9 protein-coding genes are annotated in these 15,170 nt (G+C 73.3%); all 9 read right to left on the reverse strand.

Going from position 1 to position 15,170, the window contains the following annotated elements; all coding sequences use genetic code 11:
* Window positions 1–45: 45 nt before the first annotated feature.
* The 9 genes from OG702_RS11165 to OG702_RS11205 all read right to left on the reverse strand — a co-directional run bounded on the left by OG702_RS11165 (window position 46) and on the right by OG702_RS11205 (window position 15,133).
* Window positions 46–2,055: a VMAP-C domain-containing protein gene (locus OG702_RS11165; protein WP_327288702.1), complete on the reverse strand. Its 2,010-nt coding sequence runs from the start codon at window positions 2,053–2,055 to the stop codon at window positions 46–48.
* Window positions 2,052–3,296 carry a hypothetical protein gene (locus OG702_RS11170; protein WP_327288703.1) on the reverse strand — a complete coding sequence of 415 codons (1,245 nt, stop codon included), beginning with the start codon at window positions 3,294–3,296 and terminating at the stop codon, window positions 2,052–2,054. The genes OG702_RS11165 and OG702_RS11170 overlap by 4 nt, the downstream gene beginning before the upstream one ends.
* A gap of 103 nt (window positions 3,297–3,399) precedes the next feature.
* Window positions 3,400–4,284, reverse strand: a complete 885-nt coding sequence (locus tag OG702_RS11175; RefSeq protein ID WP_327288704.1) for a winged helix-turn-helix domain-containing protein — start codon at window positions 4,282–4,284, stop codon at window positions 3,400–3,402.
* A 151-nt stretch (window positions 4,285–4,435) separates the two neighbouring features.
* Complete coding sequence (locus tag OG702_RS11180) at window positions 4,436–6,139, reverse strand: DUF885 domain-containing protein (protein ID WP_442814382.1); 1,704 nt, start codon at window positions 6,137–6,139, stop codon at window positions 4,436–4,438.
* Window positions 6,140–6,220: 81 nt separating this feature from the next.
* Window positions 6,221–9,850: a tetratricopeptide repeat protein gene (locus OG702_RS11185; RefSeq protein ID WP_327288706.1), complete on the reverse strand. Its 3,630-nt coding sequence runs from the start codon at window positions 9,848–9,850 to the stop codon at window positions 6,221–6,223.
* 20 nt (window positions 9,851–9,870) lie between these two features.
* Window positions 9,871–10,299, reverse strand: a complete 429-nt coding sequence (locus OG702_RS11190) for a hypothetical protein (RefSeq protein WP_327288707.1) — start codon at window positions 10,297–10,299, stop codon at window positions 9,871–9,873.
* Between the two features lie 161 nt (window positions 10,300–10,460).
* Window positions 10,461–12,875 (reverse strand): helix-turn-helix transcriptional regulator, encoded by a 2,415-nt coding sequence (locus OG702_RS11195; RefSeq protein ID WP_327288708.1) that lies wholly within the window; start codon window positions 12,873–12,875, stop codon window positions 10,461–10,463.
* Between the two features lie 57 nt (window positions 12,876–12,932).
* The gene (locus OG702_RS11200) at window positions 12,933–13,934 is read right to left on the reverse strand and encodes a class I SAM-dependent methyltransferase (protein WP_327288709.1); all 1,002 of its coding nucleotides are present in this window, start codon (window positions 13,932–13,934) and stop codon (window positions 12,933–12,935) included.
* Window positions 13,931–15,133, reverse strand: coding sequence for a DegT/DnrJ/EryC1/StrS family aminotransferase (locus tag OG702_RS11205; protein ID WP_327288710.1), 1,203 nt, complete (start codon window positions 15,131–15,133; stop codon window positions 13,931–13,933). Before OG702_RS11205 ends, OG702_RS11200 begins: the two co-directional genes overlap by 4 nt.
* Window positions 15,134–15,170 lie beyond the last annotated feature (37 nt).

A 15,170-nucleotide genomic window follows, 5' to 3' on the forward strand; every position in this document is an offset into this window, starting at 1 on the left:
CGTGCCGATCGGTTCGTCCAGGCGGCGGCCGCGCTCGCCGTGGTGTCATCCCAATCGCCGGGGTGACTCCGGTTCGCTGTCCGGCTCGTCCCACAGCACGGCCAGCGGGTGGCGCCAGCTCTGCTGCTGCGAGGACGCCGCACTGCCTTCGAGCCGCAGCCGCCGCAGCCGGTCGGGCAGCGCCTTGAGGTCAAGCCACGGGCTGTCGCCGGTGAGGGCCGCCACCAGTCCCCCGTCCGCCGAACGTGTCCGCGGTGGGCCACCGCGCCGCCACACCGCGACGGGCACGCCCGCGTCGAGGGCCGCGTTCAGAGCGGTGTCGGTGTCCTGCCGACCGCCCTCCACCAGCAGACAGACCGGCAGCCGGTCGGCCTGGAGCTGGTCGCCGAGTCTCTGCGGGACCGCGTCGGCCTGGAGCACCAGGACGGGCCTGCGGGGGGTGTCCGCGTCCGCGGTGAAGGGCTGCCAGCTCCCACCGCGGTTGGACTGCAGCCATTGCCAGCGTTCTCGCCACTGGGCGAGAGTGCCGTCGCGTTCCGCGGGGCTGCACACGAGGACGGCGTGACGATGGCCGAGCAGGTACGGCGAACGGCCCCCGGCGACCGCCCAGTTCTCGAACTCCTCAGTGAGCAGGCCGTAAGGGACGCTGAACACCAGCCGGGCGACGCCGGGCCGGCCGACGCCGGCCGCCGAGGCGTCCAGCAGGCCTGACAGTCGGCCGCGGACGGCGTCCAGGCCCAGTGCCGTGTCCGACCGCCACACAGGCTCGAAGGCGCCGTCGTCGTCGCTCCGCCACACGTGCGTGAGGAACGCGCCAGGGAGGGCGGACTCGGTCAGCCGGACGTACAGCGTCGGCGCGGGCGCGGGTCTGACCGGCGCAGGCGGGATCGGCCGGGCGCCGAGGCGTTCGCGAGTGACGTCCACCCACGCGTCGAGCGCGTCGCCCCACGGCCGGTCGTCCGCGTGCGCCGCGACGTGGCGGAGGAACAGCAGCGCCAGGGAGGCCCCGTGGCGCCCCTGATAGCCGTCCAGCACGCGTACGACCTCGGTGAGTTCGTCGTCCGGCAGGCCGGGGGTGGCCGGCAGGGCGCATTCGGCCTGTTTGAAGGCCCACTGGTAGGCCTCGAAGGCATACGCGGGCAGGGCGCGGCCGACGACGAGCGGCCCCAGCTGATTCCACCCCACCTGGTCCAGCGCGGGGCTTCCGTCGGGGGCGGGTCCGTCGGTCCCGGTGGCGGTGTCCCAATGGTCGCCGAAGAGCGAGGACCCATCCCAGTTGCGGTTGATGACGAACTGCGGCCGCTGACCCCGCAACGCCGCGAGGGTGCCCTGCACCCGGCGTGCCGTCTCCACCAGCACGGGGACGCTCTCGGCGACCGTCATGGTCTCCAACTGCTCCAACAGGGTGTGGGTGAACATGCCCGCGCTGCGGTCCCGCATGTTGCGCGCGGTCTCCCCCTCCCCTGCCGCGTACAGCACGAACTGCCTGCGGCCGGGCACCTTCCCGCTAAATGGCGGATCCCGTACCGGCCAGCGGAGTCTGTTGTTCCGGCGCCGGTCGACACGGCAAGTGTCGGAGATCGCGACCTGGCTCGGGAAGCGGCCCCGGTCGACCATGTCGGACTCCCAGAAGCGCAGAAGGCTCTGCAGGTTGCAGTGGTGCATGTTCCTGGCCGTCGCGTCGCCGCACGGCAGCAGCGCCTCGTTGCGCTCGTTGAGGAATCCGTGGCCGGCCCAGAAGATCCACAGCAGGTCCCCGTCGCAGGCGGGGAGATCGTCGACGGCCGCGTCGTAGATGTCGTTCTCGGTCGGCGGCCTGCTGGTCAGCGGACCCAACTCGGGCTGCCCGCCGGTGCGGGCGTCCGGGGACAGGAACAGCCGCACGTTCCTGACCGGTACCTGCCCGGGGCGGGTCAGCCAGGTCGCAAAGCCGACGGCGTCCGCCACCGCTCCAGGCAGCCGCCAGTCCGGGCCGACGGCATAGTCCTCGATGCCGACGACCAGCGCGTACATGCGGGAGGGATCGACGTCGGGCACCGGCTCGGCCGAGGTCACCCGGTGGTCCCCGGATCCAGTGCCTCGGCCATCGCCTGGTAGACCGCATCGTTCTTCCAGTAGGCGCTGTGGGACAGTGGGAAGGGCTGGCGGCTGGACACCTCCCGGTCGGTGACCCGTACGTCGCCGACGAAGACGGGCTCGGCACGGAACGCCAGCAGGTCCTGCCGGTCGTAGACGTTCAGCCAGCGCGGGAAACCGGGCGGCAGCGGAGAACCGGGATCGAGGGCGGCCAGCGCCCCACACTCGTGGAGGAAGGGCGCCTGGGAGCCCACCGTGACCAGCAGGGCGACGTGCTCCAGCGGTGTGCGGCGGGCGGCCGCCATCGCCAGCAGGTCGACGGCGGCGATCCCGCCCAGGCTGTGGGCGAGGACGACGGTCGGCGTGGCGCGCGCCGAGATGATGCCGAGCAGGTGGTCTCGCAGGGCCTCCCCCCGGGCCTGGTACCGCAGAATGTCCCCCAGGGCGGGCGCCGACCCGTACGTCATCGGCTGGCGCCAGTGGTTGAGCGCGGGCTGTACGGCGACCCGCAGCGCCAGGGTCCCCAGCACGGCCGCCACCCGCTCGCCGGGCCAGCGCCCGATGCCGCCCAGGGCGCCGGCCACCGACTCGACCAGCCGCTCGCGCTCCTCCGCGGTGACCACCGCTTGGTCGTCGGCCTCCGCCAGAAGCCGGGCCGTCACCGCGCGGGCGGTGCGGTAGGTGAGTTCGGCGACCGTGGGCCCGCTGTCCGCCGAGGCGCAGGCCTCGGTGAACTCCGCCGAGCCGGCCACGAACCGCGCCGCTTCGGGCAGCGCCTGCGCAAGTCCGGTCGCCTGCAGAGCCGTTGCCAGCTCCCCGCCCTCCTCCGCTTGCGCCTCGGAGTCGGAAAGGGCCGTGAGGTCGTCGGCGACGGCCTGCCCTGCCGGATCGATTCCCGGCGGTGGACCGGCCCCCTCCGGATCCTCGGGCAGCCGCGCGAGCACCCGCAGTTCGCACAGCGGATCGGCCAGCAGCAGTGACCAGGCGGCAACGTCCTCGTCCACCGGCTCGGTGCGGCCCGCCGGGGCCCGGCTGGAACGGCCGCGGCCCGGGACCGACTTCAGTCCGCCGGTGACGGTCGCGCCGAACTCGGCCCCCCAGAAGTACGCCTCGACCTCGGCGCCGGGAAAGTGCGCCGCCAGGCTGCTCCCCACGAGAGCCGACAACTCGTCGAATTGCTTGCGCCTGACACCGGTGCCGTGCACGAACAGGATCCGCATTGCCCCCCCTTGCTCGGCTCCGCAGAGACGAAACTCTAGCTTCCGCCGGGCGCTGAGCAGGCGCGGTCGGCGAATTTCGCGAATCCCCCTCGGCAGACTCCGTTCACTCGAGGGTCAGCGGGCCGGCCGCCTGGGACCAGCACCAGTCGAACCACCTCTGGGCCCGGCTGACGAAGACCGAATTCAGCTCGGCGGTGTTGTCCGGGCCTGAGGTGTAGGCGCGGGTCGGAGCGCTGATCCCCACCACGTCGTAGATGGCCTGCGGCTCTGCGTCGCCGAGCATCACCTCGCGCTGCAACACCTCGTAGAACGCCTGCAGGACCAGCGTCTTGTTGATGATGTAGAGCTTCTGCATGGGGGTGAACGGCACCGAGCGGAACTCGACGGACACCGCCAATTCGGGCCTGAGCTGCTCAAGGGAAGACAGGGCTGATCGCAACGAGACCAGGTGGGCACGCTGGAGCTGCAGCAGGCGCCGGCGGGGCCTGCCGTCGGAGGGATCATCGACGCGTGTCGGGAGCACGGATTCGTCGCGGTTGGGGATCAGAATCCGCAGGGTGGCTGAGCGGGGCATGGGGGTCTCCTGGGTCAACAGCCCCGGTACCACCGGGTTCAACGCGCCGGAGAGCGACTCTGTCGTCAGAGAGAAAGTGTCGAGGGTGACGTCGCGCGCGGTGAACCCTGCCGCCACACGCTCGGAGAGGATCTGGAAGGCCGGCGCCACTCGGTAGGGATCCGCCGTCCCCGATTCCCCCCAGTTCAGGACCTCCGTCCCCCAGCCCTGCCTCGAGTCGATGTAACCGTCCTTTCGGAGCTCCTGCAACGCGCGTTGCACCGTCGCACGCGACACCCCGAACCGCTGCCCGATGCCCGCATGGTTCGGCAGTCGCGATCCGACGGGGAGCAGGCCGCTGCGGATCTCGTCCCGGAGCCTTTCCGCGACCTGCAGGTAGGGCGGAAGAGGTCCGTTGTCCACGACATCGTCCAACGCGCTTCCCCGCCACCTCTGATGGTCCGGATCGAGTCCCAGGTCGTTCGGTCCGCGCGACGCACGGGGACGCCTCCTGGCACGGTCGCATCGTGCCCGGGCCCCACACGCGGTAAACGGGGGTGCGGGGGCGGCGGGGACCCGGGGGTGGTCAGAGGGTCGAGATCTCGGTCAGCAGGTCGTCCAGGCCCAGCGAGCCCTGGGAGAGGGCCGCCATGTGCCAGGCCTTGAGGTCGAAGCCGGCGCCGTGGCGGGCGCGGGCCGCGTCCCGGCCGGACAGCCAGACGCGCTCGCCGAGTTTGTAGCCGATGGCCTGGCCCGCCATGCCCTGGTAGCGGATGACCTCGCTCTCGACGTAGTCGGCCGAGCGGCTGCTGTGCCCGGCCAGGAACTCCTGGGCCAGGGCGGGCGTCCAGCGCTCGCCCGGGTGGAAGGGGGACTCCGGCGGGATCACCAGCTCCAGATGCATCCCGATGTCGATGACGACGCGGATGGCCCGCATCATCTGCGCGTCCAGATAGCCCAGCCGCCGTTCGGGTTCGGTCAGGAAGCCCAGCTCGTCCATCAGGCGCTCGGCGTAGAGCGCCCAGCCCTCGGCGTTGGCGCTGACGCAGCCCACGGTGGTCTGGTAGCGGGAGAGGCTGCCGGCGACGTGTGCCCACTGGGCCAGTTGGAGGTGATGGCCGGGTACGCCCTCGTGGTACCAGGTGGTGACCAGGTCGTAGACCGGGAAGCGGGTCTCGCCCATCGTCGGCAGCCAGGTGCGGCCGGGGCGGGAGAAGTCCAGCGACGGCTCGGTGTAGTACGGGGCGGCGGCGCTGCCGGGCGGCGCGATGTGCGACTCCACCCGGCGTACTCGCTCGGCCAGTTCGAAGTGGGTGCCGTCCAGGGCGTCGATGGCCTCGTCCATCAGCGCCTGGAGCCACTGCCGGGTCTCCTCCACGCCCTCGACGGCCTGGCCGTGCTCGTCGCACCAGGCCATCGCCTCCCAGGGTGTCCCCGCGCCCGGCAGCACCTTCGCCGCCTCGGTCCGCATCTCGGCCAGCAGGCGGTGGAACTCGGCCCAGCCGTACGCGTAGGCCTCGTCCAGGTCGAGGTCGGCGCCGTTGTAGTAGCGCGCGAGGCGGCCGTAGCGTTCGCGGCCGACGACGTCCGGTGCGCCCTCGACGGCGGGGGCGTAGGTGCCGGCGAACCACTCGCGCAGCTCGGCCAGTGCGGCGGTGGCCACCGCGGCGGCCGCGGTGAGATCGTCGCGCAACTGGTCGGGGCCGGGGTCGGTGAACTCCGCGAACCAGCCGCGGCCGGTGCCGATCCACTCCGCCAACTGGCCGATGACGGCCGTGACCTGCCGGGGCCCTGCGAGCAGCTTGCGCTCCAGGCCCAGGCTCAGCGCGGCCCGGTAGCCCGCCAGCGCGTCCGGTACGGCCCGCAGCCGCCGGGCGATCGCCGCCCAGTCCTCGTCGGTGTCGGCGGGGGTGATCGTGAAGACCTCGCGGACCCGGTGCAGCGGTGAGCTGAGGTTGCTGACCGTACGCAGCTCCTCGCCCGCCTCGTGCACCGCGAGTTCGGCGGTGAGCCGCTCGCGCAGCAGCCGGGCGCAGCGCCGCTCGGCGACGCTGTCACCGCCCGGCTGGGCTTCGGCCGCGGTCAGCGCCTCCAGCGTCGTGCGGGCGAGCCGGGCCACCGCTTCCCGACCGGCCGGGGAGAAGTCGGGGAGCCGGCCGGAGCTCTCGGCGACGCCGAGGAAGGTGCCGGTGATCGGGTCCAGTTCGACCAGGGCGTCGACGTAGGCGTCGGCGACCTGGCGGGGCAGGCGACTGCCGCCGGGGGTACGGGGGTTGGCCATGCGGGCCATCCTGGTACGGATGCGGCCGCCGTGTCACCACCGTCTCCGCCGCGGAGAGCGCACCTCAGCGGGGCAGTCGGCGCTCCCGCGTCAGGCGTCGCCGGCCGCCTTCGCGCGTGACGTCTCCGCCTTCGCCGTCGCACCGGCCGTGTCGTAGGCGCCGGCGGAGCGCCGCCAGGCCTCCCGTACCGCCGCGGGGTCGGCGCCGGCCGCCTCCAGGGTGGTCGCCAGCTCGCCCCAGGCCTCGGCGGCGTCCGTGAAGTCCCCCAGCTCCTCGAAGACTTCCACCGCCCGGCGGGCGGCCGTCTCGGCTTCCCCGTACCGGCGAAGGTCCCGCAGCGCGATGCCGGTGTGGTCCCAGGTGAGGGCAACGCCGTGGACGCTGCCGGTCCGCTCGAAGAGGGCCCGGGCAGTGGCGTGCGCCTCAAGCGCCTCCTCGACGCGCCCCGACTCCCGCAGCGCCTGGCCGGTGTTGTCGGCGGCGAAGGCCTGGCCGCGGACGTTGCCGAAGCGCTCGAAGTCGGTGCGGGCGGTGGTGTGCGCCTCAAGCGCCTCCTCCAAGCGCCCCAACTCCCGCAGCGCGGACCCCATGCTGTCCAGGGCGCTCGCCCGGCCGTTTCCGTTGCCGACGCTGTCCATGAGGGTGTGGGCGGTGGTGTGGGCGGCCAGGGCGTCCTCATGGCGGTCCAGCCGCCGCAGTGCCTCGCCGCTGTTGGTCAGCACGTACGCCTCGCCGTTCCTGTCACCGGACCGCACGAAGAGCGCGCGGGCCGTGGCGGCGGCGGACAGTGCCTCGTCGAAGCGGTGCAACCCCTGCAGGGCGTCACCGCAGTTGCTCAGGGTGGCCGCCAGGCCGCGGACGTTCCCGCTCCGCTCGAAGAGCGCGCGCGCCGTGACGTGCGCCTCCAGGGCCTCCTCGTAGCGGAACAGGACCTCCAGGGCGTTGCCGACGTTGTCGCAGGCGGCCGCCTGGCCGCTGATGTCCCCCGCCTGCTCGAAGAGCGTGCGGGCCGTGGTGTACGCGGCCAGGGCCTCCTCGAAGCGGCACAGACCCCGCAGCGTGTCACCGAGGTTGTTCCAGGCGACGGCCTGGCCGCGGACGGCGCCGAGCTGCTCGAAGAGCGCGCGGGCCCTGCTGTGCGCCTCAAGCGCCTCCTCGTAGCGGAACAGGAACTCCAGGATGTCGCCCACGTTGTCGCAGGCGGACGCCTGGCCACGGACGTTGCCGGTCTGCTCGAAGAGGGTGCGGGCCGTGACGTGCGCCTCAAGCGCCTCCTCGTAGCGGAACAGCAGGGCAAGCGCGTTGCCGATGTTGTCCCAGCTGACCGCCTGGCCGTTGACGTCGCCGGACCGTTCGTAGAAGGTGCGGGCCGTGACGTGCGCCTCAAGCGCCTCCTCATAGCGGAACAGCAGGGCAAGCACCGTACCGATGTTGTCCCAGGCGCCGGCCTGGCCGCCGACGGCTCCGGTCTGCTCGAAGAGGGTGCGGGCCGTGATGTGCGCCTCCAGCGCCTCCTCGTAGCGGAACAGACCCCGCAGGACGCTGCCGATGTTGTCCCACCCCGCCGCCTGACCGCGGGTGTCGCCGGTCTGCTCGGAGAGCGTGCGGCCGGTGATGTAGGCGTCGAAGGCTTCCTCGTCGCGGTAGAGCCGGCTCAGCGTGTCGCCGGTGTTGTTCCACGAGCCGGCCAGGCCGTTGGTGTTCCCGGTCTGCTCGAAGAGCGTGCGCGCGGTGGCGTAGGCGGCGAGCGCCTGGTCGTAGCGGTGCAGGATCTCAAGGGCGTTGCCGGTGTTGTTCCAGGCGCCCGCCTGGCCGTTGATGTTCCCGGTCCGTTCGTAGAGGGCGCGGGCGGTGGCGTGGGCCTCCAGGGCCTCCTCGTGCCGGTGCAGCTGGCGCAAGGTGTCGCCGACGTTGTTCCAGCTGCCGGCCTCGCCGTTGACGTTCCCGACCCGCTGGAAGAGGGCGCGGGCGGTGGTGTGGGCCTCCAGGGCCTCGTCGCAACGATGCAGGAACTCCAGGGTGTTGCCCATGTTGTCCCAGCCGCTGGCCTGGCCGTTGATGTCGCCGGTCTGCTCGTAGAGGGTGCGGGCGGTGGTGTGCGCCTCCAGGGCCTCGTCGAAGCGGTGCAGGCCTTGGAGGGCGTAGCCGAGGTTCCCCCACGCTCCGGGCTCGTTGCGGTGGTCCTTCAGCGCGCGCAGCGAGTCCAGGCTCAGCGCGCTCACCGCCAGTGCGTCATGGTGCAGTTCGCGGTACTGCAGGTATTCGGTCAGCGCGAAGCACAGGCGCGCGGACTTCACCGAGGGGGCCTCGGCGTGCGCGGTGGCGATGAGGTTGGCGCGCTCCTCGTCCACCCATCGCAGCGCCTCCTCCCGGTCGCCGAAGTCCGGGGTCGGCTGCAACTGGCCGGAGAAGTCGATGTGGCTTCTGGCGCTCTCGGCCCGCTTGGCGTAGTAGTCGCCGAGGCGTTCGCGGGCCTGGTCGTACTTGCGGCGGCCGGTGCGGTTGCCGTCCAGGTGCTTCCTGGTCTGCTCCTTGGCGTAGTCGTGCAGCAGGTCGTGCATCTTCCAGCGGCCCCGGGTGCTGCCGCGGCTGATGAGATGTGCCGCGGCCAGCTGGCCGAGCTGGTTGTCGATCGCCGTCTCGGTCTGGTGGGTGAGGGCCGAGGCCGCCGCCGTGGAGATGTCGGGGCCGGCGTTGAGCGACAGCATCCGGAACAGGTCCTGCTGCTGCGGGAGCAGGCTGTCGAAGGTCTGGTCGAAGACGGCACGCAGGTCGCGTTCGCCGTCGTTGATGCTGTCGAGACGGCCCTCGCCGGCGGAGAGGCGTTCCGCGCGTTCGGCGAGCGGCTGGCCGGAGTCCTGCACGAGGAGCGCGGCCACGATCTGCAGCGCAAGCGGCAGGCACCCGCAGGCCATCGCCACCCGCTCGGCCGCCTCCCGGTCCTCGGCCACCCGCCGGTCGTCGGGGTTCGCCTCGCGCAGCGCGAGGTCGAGCAGCGCGACCGCGTCCTCGGGCTGGAGCTGGTGCAGGGTACGCGGGCGGCCGAGACCGGGCAGCGCCCGGCGGGAGGTGGCGATCAGGCCGTGCGGTGCGGGCGGCAGCAGCGGCTTGACCTGCGCGGCGCTGGAGGCGTTGTCGGCGATGACCAGCAGCCGCTCGCCCCTGCGGCCGCGGTCGGCGAGGTGGGAGCGGTAGAAGACCTCCCGGTCGGCCCCGGTGGGCGGGATGTGCTCGGGCGGCACCCCGAGCCGGCGCAGCAGGGCGTCCAGGGACTGCTCCGGCTGGGCCGGCTGCGGGTCGTAGCCGCGCAGGTCCACCAGCAGCACCCCGGTGAACCACCCGCGTTTCAGCACTCCGTGGCCGGCGGCGTAGGCCAGCGTCGTCTTGCCGACGCCGCCCATGCCGGACACCACCGCCACCGGGCGCCCGGCGGCGGAGTCCGGGGCGAGCAGTTCGAGCAGCGGCGCCAGGTCCTCGTCCCGGCCGGTGAACTCCGCCGGCAGGTCCGGCAGCGCGTCCAGCGCGGAGGGGGCGGGGGCGTACTGCTGGACGAACGTGTTGTACTGCGTCCCTTGCTGCTGGGCGGCGGCGTGGCTGAACTGGCTGCCCGAGAAGCCGCCCCGCTGCACCGGGGCGCTGCCGGGCCGTGCGCCGGGACGCTGGGCCGGAACCCCGCTCTTCCGGTTGCGCCCCTTGGACCTGTTGCTCTTGCCCCCCACCGGATCCGCTCCCCCGCCCGTCAGTTGAAGGTGTTGTGCTGCGTGCCGCTGCCCTGCACCGCCGACTTCTCGAAGGTCGATCCCCTGAAGTCGTTGTGCACGGGTTGCCCTTGGGCGGCCGCGGCGGCCTGGTCGATCAACGCCTGGAGCTCCGCTGCGACCTGTTGCTGCTGCTCCTCGGGCAGTTCCTCGAGCAGCAGCTCAAGACGGCTCTGCCACACCGCCGCCTGCGCCGCCCTGACCTGCTCGGCCTCGCCCTCGGCCGCGGCCTCCAGCACGGCGCTGGTCCGGTCCAGGCGTTCCAGCTCCCGCCGCTCCCCCGCCTCCTCGCCGCGGCCCAGCACGCGGGCGATGCCACCGCGTACCGCGTTCCACGCGTCCGTACCGGCTGCCTGCACGACGGCGCCACCGGTCGCCGCCGCCAACGCCAACGATCCCTCGACCAGCACTGTGTCCTCCTTGACCGGCGATCAGTCGGGCACATCAGCCTAGAACCCCGCCTACCGGCCCGAGTGCCACAACCCGAAAATCACCGGCGGTGATCGGGTGGGGGGCGTGGGCGGCGGAGGGGGTCCGGGCGGCGGAGCCGGCAAGGAGACGGGTGGCCGGGTCAGGGGGCGGAGAGGCGGCGGGTGACTTGGACGCGGGACTGGCAGCTGAGTTTGCGCATCACCTTGCGGAGGTGGTTGACCACCGTCCACTCGGCGATGCCGAGGTCGCGGGCGATGATGCGGTTGGTCAGGCCCTCGGCGACCAGGAGGGCGACTTCGAGTTCGCGCTTGGTCAGCGCGGCGGCGACGTCGGGAGGTACGTCCCGGGGTGCGCCGGGGACCGGCGGGGCGGGCGAGGGGGCCGGGGCGGGCGGGATCAGGCGCAGCGGGGTCTGCCAGGGGAGGTCGGGGCCGGACCGGCGGGCGCAGGCGTATTCGGCGGCGGTGAGCTGCTGGGCGGCCTGGGCGAGGGTCCCGGCGACCAGGTCGTGCAGGGGCTTCGGGCGGGGCGGGCCGTCCTGGTGGCGGCGCAGGTGGTCGGCCAGGGCCAGGGTCGCGGTGAGCAGCCGCCAGTCGGTGACCCGGCGCCACTTGCGCAGCGCGATGACCAGGATCTCCAGGCACTCGGGCCGCTCCGGCGCCGTGTCGGGCAGGGCGCCGATCTGTCCGGCCGCGTCGGCGAAGAGGGCGCGGGCCTGCGCGGAGTCGTGCTCCAGCCAGCGCACGGTCGCCAGGACGTATCTGGCGAGCACCGCCCCGCCGGCCTCGTCGCGGTAACCGTCGGGCGGCGCGGCCCCGGCCTGCTCCCCCGCGTCCGCCGCGCCGCCGAGCTCGGCTTCCAGCGCCGTCAGGGCGAGTTCGGCGGCGCGGGGCAGGTCACCGGCGTCCCGCAGCACGGCCGCGAGGCGGCGGGTGAGGTGCCGGCGGGTGGGCGCGGCGGCGTCCGAGGCGAGGCAGTCCTCGAAGCGCCGCCGCGCCCGGTCCAGGTCGCCGGCCGCGTAGGCCTCCTCGCCGAGCAGGGCGAGGCAGCGCAGCGCGCCCGGCTCGTCGCCGGCCGTGCGGTGGGCGTCGCACGCCCGGGTGAGGTGGTCGCGGGCGGCCGGGGCGCACAGGCGCAGCGCCAGCGCGCCCGCCGCCTCCAGGGTGCGGGCGTGCAGGCGGGGGTCGTCGACGCCGGTGCGCAGCACCTCCTCGGTCAGCCGCAGGCACTGCCGGGCCTGCGCCTGGCCTGCGCACCGGGCCCGCAGGGCGTGCGCGATCACCGCCATCGCGCGGCCGTCGCCGGCCTCGCGCCAGTGGTCGAAGGCCGCGAGCAGGTCCGCCCGGGTCTCGGGCCCCGGCGCCGGGCGGCCGCCGGTCGCTGCGGCGTCGGCGGCGGCGCGGAAGTGCTCGGCGTGCGCCTGCCGCAGTGCCGCGTGCACCGGCAGCCGGGCCAGCAGGCCGGCCGCGGCCAGCCGTACGGCGTGCGGGACGCTCAACCGCAGCTCGCCCCGCGGCCGTTCGTCGGGGACCAGCACGCTCTTGTCGATGAGCCCTTCCATCGTCCGGTAGGCGGCGCGGTGGAAGCCGTCCAGGACGCCGACGGCCGCGCGCATGGTGAACGGGCCCTGGAAGACGGCCAGATGGATCAGCTGGGTGCGCTCGTCGGGGTGCAGCCTGGCGAACACCCAGGAGACCATGTCGCCGATGCTGGAGTGCCGGGAGTACGGGTGGTGGTCGATCCTGTGCAGGTCGCCGGGGCCGCGCTCGAAGCGCTCCAGGATCAGGTCGGGTTCGGCCAGCGTGACCTGGGAGGCGGCCAGTTCGATGGCCAGCGGCAGCCCGCCGGCCTGCCGGCACAGGGCCAGCACGAAGCGCGAGTTCTCCGGCGTCAGGGCGAATTCGGGCCGTACCGACCGCGCGCACTGCACGAAGAGCTCCACGGCCGGTATCCGGGCGACGGCGGACGGCATGTCCTCCGCCGGGCTGCCGGTCGCAAGCGGCCCGATCCGCACGACCCGCTCGCCGTACAGGCCGAGGCGGGCGGTGCCGACGCAGACGATGCGCAACTGCGGGCAGCAGCGGCGGAATTCAGCGAGCAGCGGCGCGAGGTCGTCGGCGACGTCCTCGTAGTGGTCGAAGAGCAGGGTGTGCTTGCCCGCCGCGACCCGCTCCAGGGCCTTCCTGACGGCCGGCGAACCCTCGTAACACTGCTCCCTGAGCTGGCGGAGCATGAGGCCGGCCACCGAGGTGTCGCTCACCTGGGCGAAGTCGAAGACCTCGACGCCGCCGCCGGGGCCGGTCCCCCGGTGGCGGAAGAACTCCATCACCAGCCGGCTCTTGCCCACCCCGGCGGGCCCGGTCACGGTGACCAGGCCGGCGTCCGGGGCGGCGGTCACGGCGGCCAGCCGCTCCAGGTCGCGGGAGCGGCCGAGGAGCGCCGTCGGGGTGGTGCCGATGTATCCGGCAGGAGTCGTCATCCGGCTGAGCAGCAGGTCGCCGAGGCCGGAGGTGTTCTCGTGCCCTTTCGTCGGAGCTGTGACGGCGCCGGTCATGGCATCGCATGCCCTCCCGTGGTGCGTCGGACTCCCCGCTCTCACCCCTGGTGACCGCTACCGGGCGAAGATCAGCGTGGTCGGCGACAGCGTGGTCTCGAACGTGATGTCGTCGTAGCCGGTCTTGCTCAGCCAGCCGTGGTAGTCCGCGCGCCGCCAGGTGCTGCCGTGCCGGCTCTTGAGCAGCATCTCCGAGGCGAAGGTCAGCGGGTACGGCGGCCCGCTGCGGTCGTCGTCCACCACGTAGTCGGAGACGACCAGGGTGCCGCCGGGCTTCAGGACGCTGCGCACCCGGGCGAAGAGCGCCATGTTGTCCTCGGGGCCCTCCTGGTGGGCGATGTTGGAGTAGACGACGATGTCGTAGGCGGCGGCCTCGCCGAGGTCGGTGGAGTGGAAGTCGCCGTCCACGTAGTCGACCCGGTCGGCGACGCCGCGCTCGGCGAGCAGCCGGCGGGCGATGGCGTTGATCGGTGCCCAGTCGAGCTGGGTGGAGCGGGCGGCGGGGTTGCGCTCGAGCCAGGCGGCCGAGTAGACGCCGGAGCCGCCGCCGATGTCGAGGATGGAGATCTCGCCGGCCTCCTCGATCCGCAGCGTGTCGGCGGCGGCCTGCGCCACCGGGACGGACTGCGCGGCGAGGGCCTGGACCAGCTCCTCCCAGTGCGGGTTGTCGGCCACCTCCACCACCGCGTCGGTCAGCGGGCCGCCGGCCCGCACGACGTCGGGCAGCCCGGCCAGCGAGGCCATGTGGCCGGCCTTGAGCTTGGCGAAGCCGCTCAGGCAGGTGGGCCGGCCCTCGACCAGGAAGGCGGAGGCCTCCGGGGTGTTGTGGTAGCGGCCGTCCCGCAGTTCGACCAGGCCGACGCTGACCAGGCCGTCCAGCAGGGCCTGGGCGCCCCGGTGCGAGATCGCGGCGCGGTCGGCCAGCTGGTCGGCGGTGGTGGCGCCGTCCTCCAGGTGGGTGAACACCGAGTGGGTCGCGGCCGCACCGACGATGCCGGTGGCCCAGTAGCCGGTGATGAGCCGCATGATCCGGTCCGACGTCGGGGCGCTGCTGGTCATGACGTGCCTTCCTGGTTCTCGCCCGGGGTGGCGGGCTGCTTCTCGGCGGGGGCCGCGGACCGCCGCCGCGGGTCGGCGTGGCCGCGCACCGCGGCGCGCAGGGCGTGCGCGACCTGCTCCGCGTGGTCCACGGTGAGTTCGGCGTGCATGGGGATGGCGAGCTGCCGCCGGAAGAGGTCGGCGGAGACCGGGCAGGACTGCTTGGACTCGTAGACCGGTTGCAGATGGCTCGCCCACGTACCGTGCCCGCAGCCGATGCCCTGGGCGCGCAGGTCGGCGGCGACGGCGGCGCGGTCGACGGACGGGTCGAGTGCGACCAGGTAGGACTGCCAGGCGTGGGTGCGGTCCTCGGGGACGTGCGGCAGGGTCAACAGCTCTTCGCCGGCGAGCAGTTCGGCGTAGCGCGCGGCCACCGCGTTGCGGCGCTCCAGCAGTTCGCCGATCCGGCCCAGCTGGACCTGGAGGATCGCGGCGGCGATGTCGGAGAGCTTGTAGTTGTAGCCGATCTCGGTGAACTCCGGGATCGGCAGGCCGACGATCTGCGACTTGTCGAAGATGCTGCCGATGCCGAAGGACGAGCGCAGCCGCACGTCCGCGCCGATCGCCGGGTCGGCGGCGAGCAGGGCGCCGCCCTCGCCGCTGGTGATGCCCTTGCGGCCGTGGAAGGACAGGCAGGAGATCGGTGCCAGCGCCCCGGCCGGGCGGCCGCGGTAGGTGGCGCCGACCGCGCAGGCGGCGTCCTCGATGAGGAACAGCCCGTGGCGTTCGGTGAGCGAGAGCAGTTCGGCGTAGTCGGCGGGCAGGCCCACCGTGTCGACCGCGATCACGCCGACCGTGCGCGGGCCGATCAGGTCGGCGACCGCCTGCGGGTCGATGGTGCCGGTGTCGGGGCGCGCGTCGGCGAAGACCGGGACGGCGCCGACGTAGCGAGCCGCGTGCGCCGGGGCGGGGAAGGTGTAGTCGGCGACGATCACCTCGTCGCCGGGCCGGACGCCGAGCGCGAGCAGCGCCAGGTGCAGCGCGGCGGCGCAGCTGCTGAGCGTCACCGCGTCAGCGACGCCGTAGCGCTCGGCGAGCTCCTTCTCCAGCGCCTTGCCGCGCGGGCCCTGCCCTGCCGTCCAGTCCGAGGCGAACACCTCCTCGACGGCCGCCAGTTCCTGCTTGCCCAAACTCGCGTGAACCAAGGGGATCGGGTTCAACGTGGCCACCTCCTGCGACGCTTCAGGAGACCGGGGG

The sequence above is a fragment of the Streptomyces sp. NBC_01198 genome (genome assembly GCF_036010485.1).
Lineage (GTDB): Bacteria > Actinomycetota > Actinomycetes > Streptomycetales > Streptomycetaceae > Actinacidiphila.